This is a genomic window from Alistipes senegalensis JC50, assembly GCF_025145645.1.
GTDB classification, from domain to species: Bacteria; Bacteroidota; Bacteroidia; order Bacteroidales; family Rikenellaceae; genus Alistipes; species Alistipes senegalensis.
The window spans coordinates 3,065,645-3,081,160 of record NZ_CP102252.1; the positions used below are offsets into that span (position 1 = coordinate 3,065,645).

At 55.7% G+C, this 15,516-nt stretch carries 7 protein-coding genes; all 7 read left to right on the forward strand.

Going from position 1 to position 15,516, the window contains the following annotated elements:
* Nucleotides 1-26: 26 nt before the first annotated feature.
* From NQ519_RS12325 to NQ519_RS12355, 7 genes are read left to right on the forward strand one after another with little or no spacing between them, the layout of a single operon-like run.
* Complete coding sequence (locus NQ519_RS12325) at nucleotides 27-1,418, forward strand: sulfatase family protein (protein ID WP_083871020.1); 1,392 nt, start codon at nucleotides 27-29, stop codon at nucleotides 1,416-1,418.
* 45 nt (nucleotides 1,419-1,463) lie between these two features.
* Nucleotides 1,464-4,583: a SusC/RagA family TonB-linked outer membrane protein gene (locus NQ519_RS12330; protein ID WP_227901107.1), complete on the forward strand. Its 3,120-nt coding sequence runs from the start codon at nucleotides 1,464-1,466 to the stop codon at nucleotides 4,581-4,583.
* 12 nt (nucleotides 4,584-4,595) lie between these two features.
* Complete coding sequence (locus NQ519_RS12335; protein WP_083871016.1) at nucleotides 4,596-6,449, forward strand: RagB/SusD family nutrient uptake outer membrane protein; 1,854 nt, start codon at nucleotides 4,596-4,598, stop codon at nucleotides 6,447-6,449.
* A gap of 18 nt (nucleotides 6,450-6,467) precedes the next feature.
* Nucleotides 6,468-9,560, forward strand: coding sequence for a SusC/RagA family TonB-linked outer membrane protein (locus tag NQ519_RS12340; protein ID WP_019150848.1), 3,093 nt, complete (start codon nucleotides 6,468-6,470; stop codon nucleotides 9,558-9,560).
* Between the two features lie 11 nt (nucleotides 9,561-9,571).
* Nucleotides 9,572-11,266, forward strand: coding sequence for a RagB/SusD family nutrient uptake outer membrane protein (locus NQ519_RS12345; protein WP_019150847.1), 1,695 nt, complete (start codon nucleotides 9,572-9,574; stop codon nucleotides 11,264-11,266).
* Nucleotides 11,267-11,280: 14 nt separating this feature from the next.
* Nucleotides 11,281-12,303, forward strand: coding sequence for a DUF5627 domain-containing protein (locus NQ519_RS12350; RefSeq protein ID WP_026076550.1), 1,023 nt, complete (start codon nucleotides 11,281-11,283; stop codon nucleotides 12,301-12,303).
* Between the two features lie 11 nt (nucleotides 12,304-12,314).
* Nucleotides 12,315-15,491, forward strand: coding sequence for an alpha-mannosidase (locus NQ519_RS12355; protein ID WP_227901106.1), 3,177 nt, complete (start codon nucleotides 12,315-12,317; stop codon nucleotides 15,489-15,491).
* Nucleotides 15,492-15,516 lie beyond the last annotated feature (25 nt).

Sequence of the window (15,516 nt, forward strand, 5' to 3'; positions counted from 1 at the left end):
AAATAAAACCAACAATTACGACCGATATGAATTCAAGTTTGTTTACTCCGGTTTCATCCTGTCTGCTGCTCTGTACGTCGCAGGCCGGCATGCCGTGTCGTGCCGCCGATCTTCCCGGGCGGAACGATCCGCGTCCCAACGTCGTCCTGATCTATGTCGACGATATGGGTTACGGTGATTTGAGCTGTTACGGCCATCCTACCATCCGAACTCCGCACATCGACCGCTTGGCGGCCGAAGGGGTGAAGATGAATTCTTTCTATGCGCCTGCGGCGGTGTCATCGCCTTCACGGGCGGGACTGCTCACGGCGCGCTATCCGGTGCGTTCAGGTATGTATGGCGACCGTGAGAGCGTGCTTTTTCCCGATACTCCGCGGGGACTTCCTGAAGAGGAGGTCACCCTCGCCGATGTGATGCGTGAAGCGGGTTACGCGACGGCACTCATCGGCAAGTGGCATCAGGGACATGCGCATCCTTACCTGCCCGACGACAACGGGTTCGACTATTTCTATGGTCTCTATTCGCCTAACAATTACCGGACGCTTCCTTTCATGGAGAACGAGACGGTGCTTCAGGAACATGCCGACCGGTCCAATCTGACGCAGATGTATACCGAGCGGGCCCGGGAATATATCCGGGAACACCGCGACGAACCTTTCTTTCTTTTCTTGTCGCATGCCTATCCGCATCTGCCGGTCATGGCTTCGAAGCAGTTCGAGCATGCCAGCCGCGCCGGACGCTACGGCGATGCTGTGGAGGAGCTCGATTGGAGTGTGGGCGAGGTAATGAAATGTCTGCGCGAGAACGGTTTGGACGAGAATACGCTGGTGATCTTTACCAGCGATAACGGTCCGGCCATCAAATTCACGCCCAACAATGGCGGCAGCGCAGGCCACCTGCGCGGCGGCAAGGGCAGTGGCTGGGAAGGAGGATTCCGCGTACCGGGGATTTTCCGTTTCCCGGCAGATATTCCGGCCGGAAGTGTCTGCATGGAGATCGGCACCCAGCTCGACTTACTGCCGACCATTGCTTCGCTGTGCGGTGCGAAAGTTCCGGAGGACCGCCCTATCGACGGAGTGGATCTGAGGCCGATGCTGACCGGAAAGCAGCAGTCCGTCCGTAGTGAATTCGCTTATTACCGGGGCAGCCGTCTGGCAGCCTTGCGTAAGGGCCGGCACAAGGCGATCTTCGAAGTGCCGGGTGATTGGTATACCCAGACGCCTTATTTGCAGGATACGGCTCGGGTCGAATTGCTGATTTTCGACCTGGACCTGGACCCGGGTGAGAAACGGAACATCGCTCCTAAGCGTCCGGAACTGGTGGAGAAGTTCATGCAGCTGCGCCGGAAATACATGCGTGAGGTGAATGTCGCACCCTCGATCAATGACGAACGTCCGTTCGGGTCGCACAATACCTGAAGCGGCGTGTTTCACGGAAACTACAAACCAAAAAATAAATGAACCATGGTAAAATTTACGAAAGCTGCTTTACGTGTCGCTTTTCTGTCGTTGCTGATGGTCCTGCCGTTGTGGGCGGGGGCGCAGGAAGGGCCGTTGTTCAAGGTGACAGGCAAAGTTACCGATAATGCGGGAGAACCGGTTATCGGCGCATCAGTGGTTGTGGTCGGTACTACGCGGGGCGTCTCTACGGACCTGCTCGGCGCCTATACGATCGAGGTCAGGCGCGGCGAGTCGCTGCGGTTCAGCTATCTCGGAATGACCGATCAGACGATCGTCGTACATGCTCAAAAGACCATCGATGTCACGCTTCAATCCGAGGCTCTCAATGTCGAGCAGGTCGTGGTGGTCGGTTACGGCGTGCAGAAAAAAGAGAGCGTGGTAGGCGCCATCACCCAGGTCAAGGGCGAACGACTTCAAAGCACGGGCGGCATGACATCGCTTTCGAGCGCCTTGAACGGACTGGTTCCGGGACTCACGGCCCTTTCGTCGAGCGGCAAACCGGGCGAAGAGGAGGCGCAGATTCTCATCCGCGGCATGTCGTCGTGGACCAGTTCGGCACCGTTGATTCTGGTGGATGGCATTGAGCGCCGCATGGAGGATGTAGACGTGAACGAGATCGAGTCGATGTCGGTGCTGAAGGACGCTTCGGCTACGGCAGTTTACGGCGTGCGGGGCGGCAACGGTGTCATCCTCATCACGACCAAGCGCGGCGTGGAAGGAAAGATGAGCCTGAACGTCTACGCACATACCACGCTGAAAACCATTTCGAAGATCCCGACGCTGCTCTCTTCCTATGAGGGGCGCGTGGCGCGGAACTTCGCCGTTGAAAATGCGTTGGGAGCCAAACCCGAGTTGTGGTCCTATATTACGACGATGAACGAACTGAAAAAATTCCGTTCGGGTTCCGATCCCTACCTCTATCCCAATGTGGACTGGCAGAACGAGACGCTCAAAAAGTTCGCCTGGTCGCACAAAGCCGGTGTGGATATCAGCGGCGGTACCAAATTCGTGAAATATTACGGATTCCTTTCGTATCTCTACGACGGAGATATTCTCCGCGGCCGGGATTTCGGGCAGGGATATGTTCCCAAGAACGATTTTCAACGTATCAATGTACGCAGTAATTTCGACTTTCAGATAACCCCTTCGACAGTGGTCAGTGCCGATATCGACGTGGTCGTCGGGCAGGAGCGCACCGTGGGCGCCAATGCCACCACTTTGTGGAAGGGCGTATGGCGCAAGGCTCCCGACGAATATCCGGTCCGTTACGAGGACGGTACTTTCGGCAACGACAAGGCCAAGACCGATACGGAAAACACCGTGGAGGTGCTCAACTATTCGGGACAGAACGTAGAGGTGCGGACCGATGCCAACGCTTCGCTCAAACTTAAACAGAATCTGGGTATGTTGGTGAAGGGGCTTTCGCTCAACGCCATCGCCAATTTCCGCAACTATTACACCTCCACGGGACCCAATATTTCGGGGGATCGCGCGCTGACCAAGTACGTCGATCCGCGTACGGGAGCCGTTACATGGAACTATCCGGGAACTTACAACAGTGCTACCCACGGGTTCGATTACTATCCCAATCAGGTGAAAGTAAGCACCTCGACAGCCGATAAGCAAGTCTATCAAGATCAGCTCTATCAGGTTTCGCTCAACTTCAAACGTTCTTTCGGCGAGGGGCATGACGTGACGGGGCTGTTGCTTTTCAAACGCCAGCAGTATGCCAAGGGCAGTGCATTCGCTTCGTACCGCGAGGAGTGGGCGGCGCGTGTGACCTACGGATTCAAAAACCGTTATCTGTTCGAGGCTAACGGCGCCTACAACGGTTCGGAGAAATTCGGTCCGGGCAACAAGTTCGGGTTCTTTCCTTCGGTGGCCGGCGGCTGGGTCATTTCGAATGAAAAGTTCTTTCGGGAACGCGTGAAATTCGTTGACTTCCTGAAAGTACGTTATTCATGGGGTATCGTTGGCAGCGACGAGGGTATCGCCAAATGGCTTTATTCGACCCAGTGGGCCAAAAAGAACAACGAAGGCGTTTTTGGCTATCCGATCGGACAGGCTCCGAATTTTTCGAGCGCTGAAGTGAAGGTGATCGGAAATCCCGACGCCCAGTGGGAGACCGCTTATAAGAACGATGTCGCTTTGGAAACCACGTTGTTCAACGGCATGTGGAAACTCGGATTTGACTATTACTGGGGCCGCCGTACCAATATCTTCATCAGCGGGGATCAGCGGGCCGTACCGCCCTGGTTCGGTGCGTCCGCAGTCTCGGCCAATATCGGCGAGACCAAAAACAGCGGTTGGGAGTTGGAAACCACGGTTCGCGGCAACATAGGCACGGACTGGTCGTATCAGGTCGGAGGTTCCGTCTCCTATGCCAAAAACGAGGTTGTTTTCCGCGAAGATCCCGAACTGGCGCCCGATTATCAGAAAAAGGCCGGCAAGCCGATCAACCAGCCTACGGGAATTCCCGGAACGGGTATCATCCAGAGTTGGGACGACATCTATACTCATGTGGGTGTGGACAATATGACCGGGTACGTGCCGGGCAACTACGCCCTGCTGGACTATAACGGCGACGGTGTGGTGGATGGTCAGGACAATGTCCCCTGCGATTACAACCACTATCCGCTTTATTCGTTTTCTCTCAACCTTTTCGTAGGCTGGAAGAATCTCTCTCTTTCGGCGCTGCTGGTGGGGCAGACTGACGTTTCGCGTCAGAATACCTATGAAGAGTTCCCCTCGCCCTCTTATTCGACGGCCATCGACCGCGATACGTGGGAGAATATGTGGATTCCCGGTTATAACGACAGCGGTTCGATCCGACATATATCGTTCATGAATTCGAACCGTTCGCTCTATGCGTCGCAACTCCAACGTGCGGACGGAACCCTGTGGCGGCTGCAATCGGCCGAGCTGAGCTATACTTTCAACGGGCCTAAACTCAAAAAGACCGGCATCCAGTCGATCCGTCTCTATCTGGCCGGCAACAACCTCTGGCTTTACTCCCACATGAGCGACGACCGCGAGGCCAATGCCACCCGTGCCAAGGAGAGCCATTCCGCCCAGTATCCCAAACTGAAACGCTACACGTTCGGTGTAAACATCAAATTTTAAAGGAGAAGGACCATGAAAAAGATACTATTACTGTTGCTTGCTGCCCCGCTGCTCTTTTCCTGCGAGGATTATTTGGAGCGGACGCAAAAATCGGACTTGGACGAAGAGCAGATTTTCGGCAGTTACCAGAATTTTACGGGATTCATCGACAATCTCTACGGGAAAAAACTCGTGCGTTATATCGACCAGGCTAATTGTGCGTGCCTCGATATGGGCGACGACGTTTATGGCTCGAAGGATTTCATCGCTTCGCAGACCTTTCCGCAGGGTAATTACTGGTGGATCTGGACCAATACGTGGCAGAATATGATTACCGAATCCTCGTCCGGCGGCAACTACGGTTTCTGGAACGGCTGGGAACAGATCCGTATCTGCAACCAGGGTTTCAAGAATCTGCACCTGTTGGTGGGCGCCACCGACGAACAGGTCCGGCTCATCAAGGGACAGCTCCATTTCTTCCGGGCTTGGTACCATTTCGAACTTGCCCGCCTTTGGGGAGGGCTTCCCTATATCGACCGTTTTTTGGAGCCGAGCGACAACATGCGCTTTCCGCGACTGTCGTTCAAGGAGACGCTTCTGCGTATTATCGACGATCTGAACGAGGCTGCGGAGTGTCTGCCCGTCGATTGGAATCAGACCCAGCAGGGGATTGCAGCTTCCGACGCCTATCTGGGGCGTGCGACCCGGGGCGCGGCGCTTGCGCTCAAAGCGCGAGCCTATCTTTATGCTGCGAGTCCGCTTACGACCCGCATCGAAAAAGGGGTGGCTGAATATGATCCTGAATTGTGTGAAGAGGCTGCCAAAGCCGCTTATGAGGTCATCAAGCTGGCCGATCAGGGTGTTTACAAACTGGTGGAGTGGAAGGATTATTCCAAAAATTTCATCAATAATACGACGGAGCAGCGTGTGGTTTACACCAAGGAGTATATTTGGTTCAAACTCACCACTGCACGCGGCAATAGTCAGTTGGTGCGTATCGGCAATATCCATAATTCGCAGCGTTTCGAGGGTAAGGGACAGGTGACGGCCGCCACGCAGAACATGGTGGATATGTACGAAACGAAGAAAGGGCTTCCGATCGACGATCCCGACAGCGAGTACGATCCCATGAATCCGTGGGCCGACCGCGATCCGCGTCTGTTGCAGACGATTTTGGTCGACGGTGTCAAGTGGGTGGCTACAAGCAATATATCACCTGCGGCGGATGCCTATGTGCAGCTTTATTCGACGGGCGGCTCGGGTGCCGGGAACGGTAAGGACATGAATTCCGGTTCAGGATCACTGACCGGATACCTGATCCGCAAATACATTCCCTACAAGGCCAATAAGTTTGATAAACAGACCGCGAACTACCAGTTCGGCATTCCTTATATCCGGCTTGCCGAGATGTACCTGATTTATGCCGAAGCAATCAACGAAGTCTGTCCATCGCCGACTGCTGTTCCTTCTTGGGCGCCCCTAAGCGCTGTTGAGGCTGTGAACATCGTCCGCCGCCGTGTGAAACTGCCTATCGACGAGGATGTCGCCAAGCCCTGTGAACTCTATACCTACGGCGGCGAATCGCTGCCCGACGTGGCCGCGAAATTCACGGCCGACCGCGAGACCTTCCGCAAGCGGATCTGGAATGAACGTTCCGTGGAACTGGCTTACGAGGGACACCGCTGGTACGACATCCGCCGTTGGTACGTGGCGCACCTGCCCGAATACAAGATCCGCTACAAGGGCGTATTCGACAAGCAGCACACGTATTTCAGAAAAGAAGTGGTTTGCAACGGCGTATTCGACCAGAAGCACTACTGGCTTCCCTTCAAACGCACCGATGTACAGCAGTATGAAGGCTTTACGCAGAATCCGGGTTGGAACTAACATTTAACGCGAAAAGTTATGAAAATCAAGATTATAATCATGTGTTTCCTTTTGCTGGCGTCAGGCCTTTTCCAGCCTGTATCGGCCCAACGGAAGCAGCGGAAACAGCAACCGGTACAGATCACGCTCTCGTCGAGAATCGTCGGGGCGGGGGGACAGCCGGTCGTCGGAGCCCTCGTCTACACCAACGAAGGCAAGACTGTCTCCCGGAGCGACCGGTCCGGGGCCTTTGCCGTGAAGGCGGAGCCGCAGGAAATGGTGCTTATCGAGGCTGACGGGTACGAACCGATGACGGTTGCGGCTGCCGACATCAACAAAGGTTCCGTCATGCTCACTGCCAGTGCTTACCAATCCGGAAAAAGCGATGAAGTGGATGTGCCGTTCGTGCCCCTCAAACGTCGCAATGTCATTGGCGCCGTGGATCAGGTGAATGTCGACAAACTTCGCGACACCTACTATGCCGACGATTGGCTGAGCTATCTCCAGACCTCCGGAACCGGTATTTTCGATGCCGCCAATATCCGTTATGCGGGTAACGTGGTCGTGATCGACGGCATGATGAAGGGAGACGAAGGACTTTCGTTCGCCGACTATCTTTCTCCCGACGAGATCGAGTCGATCAGCGTGCTGAAGGATGCCTCGTCGCGGATTCTCTACGGAGGCACCGGCCAGGGCGTCATCAACATCCGCACCAAGCGCGGTACGCCGCTGAAGAACTACCTGAACGTGCGTTATGAGTATTCGCTGGCGCGGCCGATCAAATATCCCGATTATATGGGGGCCGCCGACTATATGACCCTCTATAATGAAGCGCGTCGCAACGACGGACTGACGGATCGTTACGACGGGATGACGATTCAGAATACACGGATCGGATTCGACCCTGTGCAGTATCCCGACGTGGATTTTTACAACCGCGATTTCCTGCGTAACGTGAAACAGTCGCACAAGGCGGCCGTCGAAGTAGGCGGTGGCAACCGGATCGCATCGTACTATTTCTTGTTGGGTTACGACTATGACAAGTCGTTGCAAAAACTGGGCGAAGCGGCCGACGAGGGCGACAATACGTTCCGTGCTCGTGGTAACGTGGATGTGAAGATCACCGACTACCTGCGTGCCAAGGTCGATATGACCGTCGTGCTCAACAGCAATTACGTTTCCAAGGGTGATTTCTGGTCGATGGCCTCCACGCGACGTCCCAACCAGTTTGCGTTCTTGATTCCGATCGACCGGGTTGCAGCCGAGGATATGGACCTGGTGGAGGAGGCCCGCCAACAAAAATCGCTTATCGACGGCAAATATCTGCTTGCCGGAGACCATGTCTACACCACTAATGTTTACGGCGATAAGGTGCTTGCTGGTTACGACAAGCTCACGAATCGGGCGGCCAATGTCAACATCGGCTTTGACGTGGACCTGAAAGGTATCACGCCGGGCCTGACGTTCAGTACCTATGGTGGTATCGACAACAACAATGTCTACATGATTTCGCAGACCAACAAGTATGCGGTCTATACTCCTTTGTTCGAGATCAGCACGACGAGCGACGTGGACCGGATTCACCTGACCAAGCAGGGCGAGAACAATTTCGTCGGGGCGCAGTCCATCGGCAAGGTGGACATGAACCGCAAGATCGCTTGGTACAACGTGCTCAATTACAGCCGGGTCTTCGGCGGTGAACACGATGTGAACGTTACGGCTACGCACCGCATGAGCAGTTATGTGACCCAAGGGCAGATCTATTCCAAAAAACAACTGGACTATGCCCTGCGTGCGAATTACATGTACCGGAATCGCTACATCGCGGAGGTGGGCCTCGCGGCTATCGCTTCGCCCTTCCTTCCGGCCGATCACCGTTGGGGCGTGGCCAGCAGCTATGCGTTGGGGTGGATCGTTTCCGAGGAGAAGATCATGCGCAACAGCGGTATTGATTTCCTGAAAATAAAGGCGAGCTTCTCCAACCTCAAATCCGATCCCACCGACTACAACCTTTCGCGCGATACTTACAAAATCGGTAATAAGCACACTTACAACGACGGTTCGAACAGCAATAACTTCCTGCCCGTCGTGCTGGGAAATCCCAATCTGACGTTTGCCGACGTCTATGAGTTGAATGCCGGTTTCGAAATGGCTCTGCTGAAACGTTCGCTCTATGCTGAAGTGAACTATTTTCAGCGTCGCAAGACGGGGCTGATCGCCCGGACCGTCAATGAGTATATGGGTGTCGTCGGCGGCAGTGATTTCATTATGAGCCGCAATTACGGTATATCCGAAGGGCGTGGTTTCGAAATCTCGCTTGCTTACAACAAGCGTTTCGATCCTGACTGGTCATTGTCGGTCAAGGCCGGTATGGTCTATTACAGCGCCAAGAATATGAAAATCGACGAACTGAATTACGGCCCTGGATTGGAGTATAACCAGAAGACGGACAAGAGCCTCTCCGCATTGTGGGGATACGTTGCCGACGGATTCTACACGCAGGAGGAGATAGACCGGATCAATGATCCCGCCGACAAGACACTTGCCAAACCCTCTTTCGGTACGGTGCGGGCCGGTGATCTGAAATATCGCGACTTGAACAGTGACGGCGTGATCAACGACCGCGACCAGAAGGTGATCGGTGATTCGCGCAGTACTTGTGATTACCGCTTCGCGCTGACGCTGCGCTGGCGCAATTTCTCGTTCTACGCCCAGATGCGTGCGCAAACCGGCGGTTCGCAGTTCCTTTCGGGCGATTACTACCGGGTCAGCGGCGAGATGAAATACCCCTCTTACTTGATGAAAGCACGTTGGGCCTACGATTCCGAACGCGGTATCGACACCCGTTCGACGGCGACTTATCCCCGGTTATCGACCACGGGCAACGTGCACAATTTCCAGAATTCGACCTTCTGGGTTTCGGCAACCGGTTTCTTCAAGATCCCTGTCGTGCAGTTGACCTATCACCTGAGCGAACGTGTCGCCCGCAAGATCGGCATGAAGAGCCCGAACGTCTATTTCCGGGCGAACAACTTGTTGACGCTCGCTCCTGAAAAGGAGAAACTGTTGTTGAATATCGGGGCCGAACCTGCCTACACCTGGTTCGCTCTGGGATTTAAGGCTAATTTTTAAATTTCAGCACCATGAAACTGAAAAAACTGACCATCATAGCAGCCCTGTCTGTTCTTGCGGGTACGACCGGATGCACCGATTTTGTCGAGCCGGGCAAGGACAATGTGCTCACCCGTGAGGATGTCATTGCGAATCCGGTTCTGGCCGAAGGCATCTTGTTGAAAGCCTACGACAACCTGCCCACCACGCTCAACTATACGGAAGTGGCTGTGGACGACGCCCATTCGAACAACATTTCCAATGGTTACATGCTGGCCGCCCTGGGGGCCTGGCGTTCGACGAGCGATCCCTTTTCGCAGTGGCGGAATTATACGCAGATCGCTTATATCAACTATTTCCTCGATCGGATCGTCGACGACGTGAAGTGGTCCTATACTTCCGAGTGGCGTGCCGAGCACTTCCCCAACCGGCTCAAAGGCGAGGCCTATGCGCTGCGTGCTTACCACCATTCGCTCATTCTGCAAGCGCATGCCGGCCGATCTTCTTCGGGGGAGTTGCTGGGCGTGCCTTATATGGATCACTTCATCTCCTCGAAACAGGAGCAGGACGGTTTGCAGCGGCTTCCGTTCACGGAATGCGTCGGAAAGATCGAAAAGGATATCGAACGGGCGTTGCAACTGTTGCCCGATCGCTATGAGAACGCCCCGACCGGTACGCCCGACAAGGAGGATTACGATGCTGTTTACGGTTCGCGCAATACCAACCGTATTTCGGGACTGGCTATGAAGATGCTGCGGGCACGAGTACGGTTGCTTGCGGCGAGTCCGGCGTTCAACCCGGCGAACAATACCGTACTGTGGGAGAAAGCAGCTGAATCTGCGGCTGAGGTTATCGACGCTTTCGGCGGATTGAGCAACTTGACGCCCAACCGCGTGGTCTTCTACCTCGATAAGAGTAATAAAGATATCCTCTGGCGGGAAGATTACACCAACAGCAGTAATCTCGAAAAAGCGCAATTTCCGCCCAGTCTCAACGGCAGCGGGCGTGTAAGCCCTTCGCAGAATTTCGTAGACGCCTTCCCGATGAAGTCGGGTTATCCGATCGATGCCGACGGTTCCGGGTTCGACAAACGGAATCCCTTCGAAGGACGCGATCCCCGGCTGGCTCAGTATGTCATTTACAACGGAATGGTATTCAAAGGTTCGGTCATCAATACGGTAGACCATCCCAGCAACGGCATTAACCGTACGGAGTATTCCACTTGTACGGGCTATTACCTGCGGAAGTTTACCAACGAATCGGTGAGTCTCGAAACGGGGAATGTGGTCCCGGCCATCCATTTCAATACGCTGATGCGTTTTACCGAGGCGTTTCTGATCTATGCCGAGGCGGCCAATGAAGCCTGGGGGCCGGACGGAACGGGCCCGAACACCTATTCGGCCAGGGATGTGATGGCGAAATTGCGCGAAACGGCCGGTCTCGACCAGCCCGACTCCTACCTGGCTTCGATCACCTCGCCGGCTGACATGCAACGGCTGATTCGCAACGAACGCCGTCTTGAACTCTGTTTCGAGCAGGTCCGTTTCTGGGATGTGCGCCGCTGGCTGGACTACGATGCCATGAACGCTCCGGTGCGGGGAACTTTCGACGGCGGCCTGACGGCTGTCGATGTCAAGGAGCGTGTTTTCGAACGTTATATGATCTACGGACCCATCCCCAACGACGATGTGGTGAAGGGTTTGATCCAGAACGACGGATGGAATTGATAAATTTCGGAAAAATGAAAAAGATATTTGCTTTCCTGTCGGCAGCCGTGATGTTGAGTGCCTGCCATAACAAACCCTTCGACTACGAGGATTTCGACTATCAGACGGTCTGCTTCCCGTTTCAGTATCCTGTCCGGACGCTTTCGTTGGGCAACGACGTGCTCGACAACTCGCTGGACCGGGCCCACAAATTCAATATCGGCGTCGTGCTGGGCGGAGTCTACATCCACAACGACATTTCGCGCCGGGTCTATTACGAAGTGGACGAATCGCTGGTGAGCGACAACCTTTATAACCAAAACGACGAACGGATTCGGGTCCTGCCTTCGCGCTATTACAAACTTTCGACCGATGGCAGCGTCGAGATTCCCCAAGGCAAGCTCAACGGTCTGATTACGGTGCAGCTCGCTGATGAATTCTTCGACGATCCCGATGCCCATAAGGGGGTCTACGTGATTCCGATGCGCATTACCGAAGCCGACCGGATCGATTCGGTCCTTTCGGGGCGGGCCGCCGTGGCCAATCCCAACCTGCACGAGGCTGCCCATTGGGAGATTACGCCGAAGAACTACACCCTGTTCGGGGTGAAATACGTCAATCCTTATCATGGCAAATGGTTGCGACGCGGTGCGTTGATCGTGAAAAATCCTGCCGGCGAGGAGATCGACCGGATCGTTTACCGCACCGCCGACCTGGAGCTAAACGAAACGGTCAGCCTGACGACTGTTTCGATGAGCGACGTCGTGGGCGGCTGGCAGATCAAGGGGGAGAAATTCGCGCTGCGGCTCTCTGTGACCGACGGTGAGATCACCGTTTCGTCGCAGGAGAATGCTGCCATCGACGTTGCGGGAACCGGCCGGTATGCGGAGAACGACGCCGAGTGGGGCGGTACCGTCGAGAAGCCCCGCAAGCGCGATGTGCTCTACTTGAAATATGCTTACGACCGGGCCGACGGTAACAAATGTGAGGTATGCGACACGCTGGTCTTCCGCGACCGCGCTATCGTCTTCGAAGATAACAGACCCAAGATAAAATGAAACATTTCGGATTGAAATCCCTTCTTTGCACCGCTGCCGTGCTGCTATTCGCTGGCACGGCGCCGACGCAGGGACAGACCCCCGCGAAGAAATACCGTGCCTATCTCGTGTCGAACGCCCATTTCGACACCCAGTGGCGCTGGGACGTACAACGTTCGATTGACGAATTCCTGTTGAACACGCTGGACCAGAATTTCCAGCTGTTGGAGGATTCCCCCGATTATCTCTTCAATTTCGAGGGCGCCGTCAAATACGCCTGGGCCAAGGAGTACTATCCCGAGCGTTACGAGCGGTTGAAAAAATACGTGGCCGAGGGGCGCTGGCACCTGACCGGCAGTACGTGGGACGCCACGGACCCGAACGTGCCTTCGGCGGAGTCCTTCTTCCGGAACGTCCTGCTGGGACAGGAGTTCTTCAAATCGGAATTCGGACGCAAGGCGACCGATATTTTCCTGCCCGACTGTTTCGGCTTCGGATATACGCTGCCCACGATTGCCGCCCATTGCGGGCTGATCGGGTTCTCAACCCAGAAGCTCGGTTGGCGCACGCGGCCTTTTCACGGGGATAAGAAATATCCTTTCCAGATCGGATTGTGGCGCGGTGTTGACGGTGCACAGGTCATGGCGGCGCTCGACGGCGGGGGATACGGTTGGAATCCCACGGGCGACCTGACCCGGAGCGAGGAATTGGTCCGGCGCGCTGAAGAGAGCGGGATCGGAACGGCATACCGTTATTACGGGACCCGTTCCACCGAGAAGCGCGGCGACAGGGGAGGTTCTCCGCTGCCGCGCACTGTGCGAAACCTGTTCCGTTATCTCGGAAGCGACGGGCCAGTGGAGCTGATCGTGGCCCGGGCCGATCAGTTGTATAAGGACTATCTGCCTTTTTCGGAGCATCCCGAACTGCCCGTTTACGACGGGGAGTTACTGATGGACGTTCACGGTACGGGTTGTTATACGGCCCATTCGGAACTCAAACGTTTCAACCGACGTAGCGAACAACTGGCCGATGCTGCCGAGCGTAGCAGTGTGATAGCCGACTACCTCGGAGCATTTGATTATCCGAAACAGGCGCTTGACGAGGAATGGCGGCGTTTCATCTGGCATCAGTTCCACGATGACCTGACCGGTACAAGCATTCCTCGCGCTTACGAATTTACGTGGAATGACTATCTGATTGCCCAAAGTCGTTTTGCCGACATGACTCAGACGGCCACGGGGGCTGTCGCATCGCTGCTCGATACCCGTACCAAAGGGGAGCCCGTCGTGGTCTACAATCCGTCGGCTTACCGCAATCGCACGCTTGCCGAGGCGGAGGTGGCTGTTCCGGCAGGTTGGGAAGGGGTTTCGGTCTATGGACCCGACGGCCGCCGCGTTCCGGCACAGGTGCTTTCGGTGCATGAAGGCCGTATGCGGTTCTTGTTCGCTGCCGACGTGCCTGCGGTGGGATATGCCGTCTACGACGCGCGCCCCGTGCGCCGGGCGTTCTCGGGCGGTGTGTTGAAAGCTTTCGGACGGACGGTGGAGAATCGTGTTTACCGCGTTTCACTCGACGAACGGGGCGACATCGTTTCGGTCTTGGACAAGCGGTACGGCCGGGAACTGGTTGGCAAAGGCGGATTCTTCGGTCTCGTGGCTTTCCCGGAAAACAAGTCGGACCGCTGGCCCGCCTGGGAGATACTCAAAGAGGTCGTGGACCGCCAGCCCGAAAGAGTGGGCGAGTGTGCCGAGATCACTGTCGAGGAGTGCGGACCGCTGCGGGCGACGCTTCGCGTGGTGCGTCGTTACGGAGCCTCGGAAATCGTTCAGCGTATTTCACTTACAGGCGGTGCTGTGGACGACCGTATCGACGTATGCACGGAGGTTGACTGGCGGTCGCCGCGTACCTTGCTCAAAGCGCAGTTCCCGATGAGTTTCGAAAGTCCGAAGGCTCGTTACGACTTGGGAATCGGCACGGTCGAGCGAGGCAATAATACACCGACACAATACGAGGTCTATGCCCAGCATTGGGCCGGAATGGGTACGCCGGACGGTTGCTATGGAGTCGCGGTGCTCAATGATTGCAAATACGGCTGGGACAAACCTTCCGACGACAACCTGCGCTTGACGTTGCTTCACACCCCGACGGCCGACGGTGAATATTTCCCGTTTCAGTCTGCGCTCGACATCGGGCATCACCGTTTCACCTACTCGATTGTGGGGCATGCGGGCGATTACGTCGTTGGGGAGATTGTCCGCAAGGGCGAGCAGCTCAACCAGCGGTTGCTGACCTTCTCCGCACCCCGGCATGCCGGGGTGCTGGGGCGCAGCTACGGTTTTGTCGGATCGTCTGATGACAGAGTGGCGGTCAAAGCCGTGAAGAAGGCCGAGGACGGCGATGGATATATCGTCCGCGTCTATGAGACCGCGGGCGCTGCGCGGCAGGCCCGGCTGAAATTTCCTTCGGAGATAGTTTCCGCCGAGGAGGTGAACGGGATCGAAGAGCCCGTAGGTCCTGCGCTCTTTACCGGGCGAGAACTGTTGGTTTCGGTCGGTCGTTACGCTCCGAAAACCTATCGTGTGCGGCTGGCGGAGCCAGCCGTCCGGGTTCCGGAATACGGGCAGAAACAGGTGGCACTGCCGTTTAATGCGACGGTGATCTCGTCCGACGCTTTTTGTGCGCTGGCGAATATGGATTCGCTGTGGAACTCCTATTCCGGAGAATTGCTGACCCGGCGGGTCGTAGCGGACGGGATCGGTTTCCGTATCGGTGAACCCGATTTCGGGAACGCTGTTCGTTGTAGCGGACAGATGATCGCCCTGCCTGCGGGCGGTTACGACAAACTCTACCTGTTGGTAGCCTCTTCCGAGGGCGACCGCGATGCGGTCGTGGAGGTCGATGGCGTGAAACATGCTATCCGGGTGCCTTATTATTCCGGATATTATGGACAATGGGGCTGGGCCGATTACGGCACTTCTTACGTGCGTGAAGGGCGTCTGGCTCATGTTGGAACCCATCGCCACAATCCAGCCGACCGCAATGAAGCCTACGTGTTCACCTATCTTTACAAGGTGTGCCTCGAAATACCTCGCGGAGCCCGGGAACTGCGTCTGCCCGACGACCGGCAAATCGTGCTTTTCGCTGCGACGCTTTCCGACGATCCTTGTTCCGAGGTGCACTACCTGACCGAACCGCGGGAATTACCTTAACAATACCGAACCGATAATAAACTGA

Coding starts and splice junctions, on each gene's coding strand:
- NQ519_RS12325 (WP_083871020.1), top strand. CDS start 27: ATGAATTCAAGTTTGTTTACTCCGGTTTCATCCTGTCTGCTGCTCTGT.
- NQ519_RS12330 (WP_227901107.1), top strand. CDS start 1,464: ATGGTAAAATTTACGAAAGCTGCTTTACGTGTCGCTTTTCTGTCGTTG.
- NQ519_RS12335 (WP_083871016.1), top strand. CDS start 4,596: ATGAAAAAGATACTATTACTGTTGCTTGCTGCCCCGCTGCTCTTTTCC.
- NQ519_RS12340 (WP_019150848.1), top strand. CDS start 6,468: ATGAAAATCAAGATTATAATCATGTGTTTCCTTTTGCTGGCGTCAGGC.
- NQ519_RS12345 (WP_019150847.1), top strand. CDS start 9,572: ATGAAACTGAAAAAACTGACCATCATAGCAGCCCTGTCTGTTCTTGCG.
- NQ519_RS12350 (WP_026076550.1), top strand. CDS start 11,281: ATGAAAAAGATATTTGCTTTCCTGTCGGCAGCCGTGATGTTGAGTGCC.